The organism is Mesorhizobium sp. M4A.F.Ca.ET.020.02.1.1 (assembly GCF_004022645.1).
Classification (GTDB): domain Bacteria; phylum Pseudomonadota; class Alphaproteobacteria; order Rhizobiales; family Rhizobiaceae; genus Mesorhizobium.
On sequence record NZ_RZOI01000460.1, the window covers coordinates 1 to 5,031 of the forward strand.

Annotated in this window: 7 protein-coding genes; 4 read left to right on the top strand and 3 right to left on the bottom strand. The window is 65.5% G+C overall.

All coding sequences use genetic code 11. The features are described from left to right. From EN742_RS24075 to EN742_RS24085, 3 genes are all read left to right on the top strand, one after another. Nucleotides 1–742, top strand: a 742-nt coding sequence (locus tag EN742_RS24075) for a hypothetical protein (protein WP_128333361.1), incomplete at its 5' end; no start/stop codon positions are given. Nucleotides 743–824: 82 nt separating this feature from the next. Then, on the top strand, nucleotides 825–1,445 hold the full coding sequence (locus EN742_RS24080; RefSeq protein ID WP_126057062.1) for a nucleoside triphosphate hydrolase: 621 nt from the start codon (nucleotides 825–827) through the stop codon (nucleotides 1,443–1,445). Nucleotides 1,446–1,544: 99 nt separating this feature from the next. Then, nucleotides 1,545–1,865, top strand: a complete 321-nt coding sequence (locus EN742_RS24085) for a hypothetical protein (protein WP_126057061.1) — start codon at nucleotides 1,545–1,547, stop codon at nucleotides 1,863–1,865. Nucleotides 1,866–1,894: 29 nt separating this feature from the next. Here the strand turns inward: EN742_RS24085 and EN742_RS24090 are convergent, their stop codons facing one another. The 3 genes from EN742_RS24090 to EN742_RS24100 form a co-directional block, all read right to left on the bottom strand. Continuing rightward, nucleotides 1,895–2,599 (bottom strand): glutathione S-transferase N-terminal domain-containing protein, encoded by a 705-nt coding sequence (locus EN742_RS24090; RefSeq protein WP_127405987.1) that lies wholly within the window; start codon nucleotides 2,597–2,599, stop codon nucleotides 1,895–1,897. 150 nt (nucleotides 2,600–2,749) lie between these two features. After that, the gene (locus tag EN742_RS24095; protein WP_126057059.1) at nucleotides 2,750–3,958 is read right to left on the bottom strand and encodes a beta-ketoacyl-[acyl-carrier-protein] synthase family protein; all 1,209 of its coding nucleotides are present in this window, start codon (nucleotides 3,956–3,958) and stop codon (nucleotides 2,750–2,752) included. Between the two features lie 4 nt (nucleotides 3,959–3,962). Then, on the bottom strand, nucleotides 3,963–4,217 hold the full coding sequence (locus EN742_RS24100) for an acyl carrier protein (protein ID WP_126057058.1): 255 nt from the start codon (nucleotides 4,215–4,217) through the stop codon (nucleotides 3,963–3,965). A 208-nt stretch (nucleotides 4,218–4,425) separates the two neighbouring features. Between EN742_RS24100 and EN742_RS24105 the strand changes: the two genes are divergently transcribed. Next, nucleotides 4,426–5,031 (top strand): urease accessory protein UreD (locus EN742_RS24105; RefSeq protein ID WP_128333362.1); only part of this gene is annotated, 606 nt, incomplete at its 3' end.

Below are 5,031 nucleotides of genomic sequence, written 5' to 3' on the forward strand. Positions count from 1 at the left end.
GCGTGACAACCACCCCTTCCTCTATCAGGAGCATGTCTTTTTCGGCGGCGCCGGCGCCATTTCCGTCGCCCACCATCCAATGACGGTGATGCGCGGTGGCGGGTCTCTCGCCTTCTCGCCGAAACGCTACGCGGCGAGTCCGGCCGACCCGCTGGAGCCCGACCCGGCGCGCGGCCGTTTCTTGCTCGCCTATCCTGCACGCTCCGCCGATCTCCGGCATTTTCCCACCGCCGCTGGCGGCACCGCCGATCTCACCGACTACCGCATGGAGGACAGGCGCGAGGATTTCCTGACGCTGGTCGAGGCCGATCATGGCGGGCCGGGCTGGACGGCTTTGGCGCGCCATGCCGAGCAGGATCTTGTTCTGGTGCTGAAAAACGCGGCCGAACTGCCCATCACCATGCTGTGGTTCAGCAATGGCGGCCGCGACTATGCGCCGTGGAGTGGCCGCCATCTCGGCGTGCTCGGCATCGAGGACGGCCGCGCCGCGGTCGGCCATGCCGCCTCGCTCGGCGACAACTGGCTGAAGCGCGAAGGCGTCGCCACCGCCTTTGCGCTTGCCGAAGGCCGCAGCGTTTCCTTCCGCCACGTCATCGGCGCCGTGCCTTTCTCTGACGGCGAGCCGCAGGGCGACTTTGAGACCGCGCGCGATCACATGCGCATCGCCGGTGCCGACGGCACGGTTCGGGAGATCGCCTTCGACGGGGATTTCCTGCGCCTTGGCCGCTCGGTTCCGGCCTGAGCGCCGGGCATCCCGCGCGGGTTTGAAATTTCCGCCGACTGCCGCCAAGATGTGGCCGAAAATCGCTACCGGAAAGGCGCCGATGTCCGAGATCGCCCATATCACAGCCGCCATCTTCAAGCGCGCCGGCAAGGCCAAGCGCTTCATCGTCGCCATCGCCGGACCTCCGGGCGCCGGCAAGTCGACCCTGTCCGGCAGGCTGCATGACCTGCTGCCGGAAGGCGCTTCCGAAGTCGTGCCGATGGATGGCTTCCACTTTGACGATATCGTGCTCAACCGCCGTGGCCTGCGCTGGCGCAAGGGCGCCCCGGAAACCTTCGATTTCGGCGGCTTCGAGACGCTGCTGAAGCGCATCCGTTCGGGCGAGCCGGACATTGCCATTCCGGTGTTCGACCGCAGCATGGAACTGTCGCGCGCCGCGGCCGAAATCATTGGCGCCGACACCAAGTTCATCCTGGTCGAGGGCAATTATCTGCTGCTCGACGAGGAGCCTTGGTCCCGTCTGGCGCCTCTGTTCGATTTCACCATCTTCGTCGACGTGCCGCGGGGCGAGCTCGAGCGCCGCCTGATGGAGCGCTGGCGCGGCCATGGTCGCTCCGACGAGGACGCCCGCGCCTGGATCGCCTCCAACGACATGCCCAACATCGATCGCGTGCTGGCCCGGCGGCGGGTCGCCGATCTCGTCATCGGCGAACCGGGCTAAGGCGAACTCGTTCAATTTGCAGCAATTTCCGAGCGGAACCTTAAGACTTTCCGGTCGTTATGCCGACATCCTGATTGTGTCGTTTGAAGGACTCGTCCGATGGCTACCAGCACAAGAAAACCCGTCAAGGGCAAGGCAGCTCCGCGCAAGGCCACCCAAGCGAAAACCGGCGCCGGCCCGGCAATCGCCGAGCGCTCGAAGGATGCCAAGCCAGCCTTCGGCAAGGCGGCGCCCAAGAAGGTGGTGCCGGGCGCGGTGCACAAGGCCGCCGTGAAGGCGCCGAAATCGCACAAGCCGGCGGCCGCCAAGTCGGGCCCGATCCGCACCGTGGCAAGCATTGCAACCGGCGCGGTGGCCGCCACAGCGCGGCTCGCGGCTTCGGTGATTGGCAAGGGTGGCGCGAAAGCCAAGGCGAAGTAGGCGGAGAGATCGCTTCCAGGCGAGCTGGATCAGCCCCTTGCCGGGATGGTGAGTCCCTTTTGCACCGCCGGGCGCCCCAATCCGCGCTCCAGCCATGCCGCAACGATCGGAAAATCGTCGAAGCCGACGAGCTCGCGCGCCTCGTAGAAGCCGATCAAATTGCGTACCCAGCCGAGCATCGAGATGTCGGCGATGGTGTAGTCGTCGTCCATGATCCAGCTGCGGCCCTTGAGCCTGGTTTCGAGCACGCCGATCAGCCGCCGCGATTCGTCGCGATAGCGCTCCAGCGGCCTCTTGTCGGCGATCTCGCGTCCAGCGAATTTGTTGAAGAAGCCGACCTGACCGAACATCGGCCCGATTGCCGCCATCTGGAAGAACACCCACTGGATCGTCTCGTAGCGACGGATGGGATCGGCGGGAATCAGCTTGCCGGTCTTGTCGGCGAGATAGAGCAGGATGGCGCCGGATTCGAACAGGCCAATCGGCTCTCCGCCCGGGCCGTTCGGATCGATCATCGCCGGTATCTTGCCGTTGGGGTTGAGCGACAGGAATTCCGGCGTCCAGCTCTCGTTCTTGCCAATATTCACCGGATGCGGCTCGTAGGGCAGGCCGATCTCCTCCAGCGCGATCGATACTTTCACGCCATTGGGCGTCGGCCATGAATAGAGCTGGATGCGCTCGGGGTACTTGGCCAGCCAGCGCTTGGCGATCGGAAAGGCGGACAGGTCGGTCATCGAAGGCTCCTGGACGGGAATGCACGCTGAACGGCGGGGTCGTGGCGGGTCGCCAAAAATTAGGCGCGGGGTCCGCCTCGATCAATATGCCGGCCACGGTTGCGCGGGGCGGACCGTCAACGAAAAATGAGCCGGCAGGGATCGACGCTATCAGACCGCCTTGAACGCCAGCACCGCATTGGTGCCGCCAAAGGCGAAACTGTTGCTGAGCGCTGTGCGCACCTTGCGTTCGCGCGCGACATTCGGCGTCACGTCGAGATCGCAATCCGGGTCGGCCTCGCGGAAATTCGCGGTCGGCGGCACGATGCCGTCGCGGATCGCCATCACGCAGGCGATCATTTCCAGCCCGCCGGAGGCGCCGAGGCAATGCGCATGCATCGACTTGGTCGAGGAGACCGAGAGCGTGCGCACATGCTCGCCGAAGACGCGCTTGATCGCCGCCGTCTCGATCTGGTCGTTGGCCTTGGTGCCGGTGCCGTGCGCGTTGAGATAGTCGACATCCTCCGGATTGAGGCCGGCGTCGACAAGGCAGAAGCGCATCGCCGCTTCCGGTCCCTCGATGGTCGGCGCGACGATGTCGGAGGCGTCGGCGGAGAGGCCGGCGCCGGCGATTTCGGCAAGGATGGTGGCGCCGCGCGCCATCGCGTGGTCATAGCTTTCCAGCACCGCCATGCCGGCGCCTTCGCCAAGCACCAGGCCCTGACGGTCGGCCGAGAACGGCCGGCAGGTCTCGGGCGACAGCACGCGCAGCGCTTCCCAGCCCTTCAGCACGCCCCACACCAGTGGTCCTTCAGTGCCGCCGGCGACCATGACGTCGGCGCGGCCGAGCCGGATCTGGTCGACGGCCGCAGCGATTGCGTGGTTGGCCGAGGAGCAGGCCGAGGTGGCGCCGAAGACCGGTCCGCGCAGGCCGAGATTCATGCTGACCTGGCCGGCGGCTGCGCCCGGCATCACTTTCGGAACGGTGAAGATGCCGGCGCGGTTCTTCTTTTCGATCAGGATGGCGCGATAGTTCTCCTCGATCGCCTCGAAGCCGCAGACGCCGACGCCGACGACCGCACCCATCCGGTAGGTGTTGTCCGCATGCGTGGCCAATCCCGATTGCTGCATGGCTTCCCGCGCCGCGATCACCGCCAGGAGGCTGAAACGGTCCATCGACACGAGCTGCTTGCGGTCGATGCCGTGCTCCGGCAGTTCCTTGATCTCGCAGCCGATCTTGACCTTCAGGTCGTGCAGCAGCGGATTATCGATCGGACCGATGGCCGAGCGGCCGGCGCGCATTTCGCTCCACATGGCGGCGGCATTGGTGCCAAGGCCGCAAAGCCCGCCGATGCCGGTGATGACGACGCGTTTCAGCATGCGGTCAGGCTTTTTTCGCGATCAGCGCGCGAACCGCCTCGACCATGTCGCCGACATTCTTCAGATTGCTCCAGGCATCGACCGTGTTCATCTCGATCTCGATGCCGTACTGTTCCTCGAGATCGAAGATGATCTCGGTCAATTCCAGTGAATGGATGCCCAGCGCGGTCAGTTCGGTGTTGGTGGTGATCTCTTCGCCGCCCGGCTCGGCATGAGCCTTGATCTTCGCGATGATTTCCGTCGCCAGCTGATCAGCCATTCGGTCTCTTCCCCACTTTGTCGTTTCCCGACGCCAACTGTCCAGCGCCCCTTTATCCCCGGATTCGCTTCGTCGACGTCGCTTCATGCCCCGCCTGGCGTTGCATGACCATTCCAAGGTGGCTCCCTCTATAGAAACCGAAACGCTGTCAAGCAACAAGCTATATATCGACAAAGCCGCCGGAGTGCTTAACGTTGGCGGCATGAACATGATGAACCCTGTTTCGACTTCAGCACCGGCTGCGCAACGTGTTGCGGGGCGAGCCAGGCTTTTCTGCGGCAACAAGGGCGGCCGTACGCGTCTTGAGCGCCTCTATCAGGATGGATCGGCCAAGATCCGTATGCCGGCCACCGCCGCCGACCCGCTCGAGGCGGTGCTGATCAACCCCGCCGGCGGCCTGACCGGCGGCGACCGCCTCGCCTGGGAGGTGCAAGTCGGCGCCGGCGCTTCGGCCTCGATCACCACCCAGGCCTGCGAGAAGGTCTATCGCGCCGCATCCGACCGCGCCGAAATCCGGGTGAAGCTCGATGTTGGCGAAGCGGGCCGCCTCGCCTGGCTGCCGCAGGAAACCATCGTCTTCGACCGGGCGGCTTTCGCCCGCAGCCTCGACGTAGAGCTTGCCGCCGACGCCGAGGCGCTGCTGCTGGAGGCCACCGTCTTCGGTCGCCTGGCCATGGGCGAAAGGACGACACAGGGCAATTTCCACGACCGCTGGCGTGTCCGCCAGGACGGCGCCCTCATTCACGCCGAGGATTTCCGCATCGGACCCGATATCGCGGCCGCGCTCGGCCGGCCCGCCGTCGCCGGCGGCGCC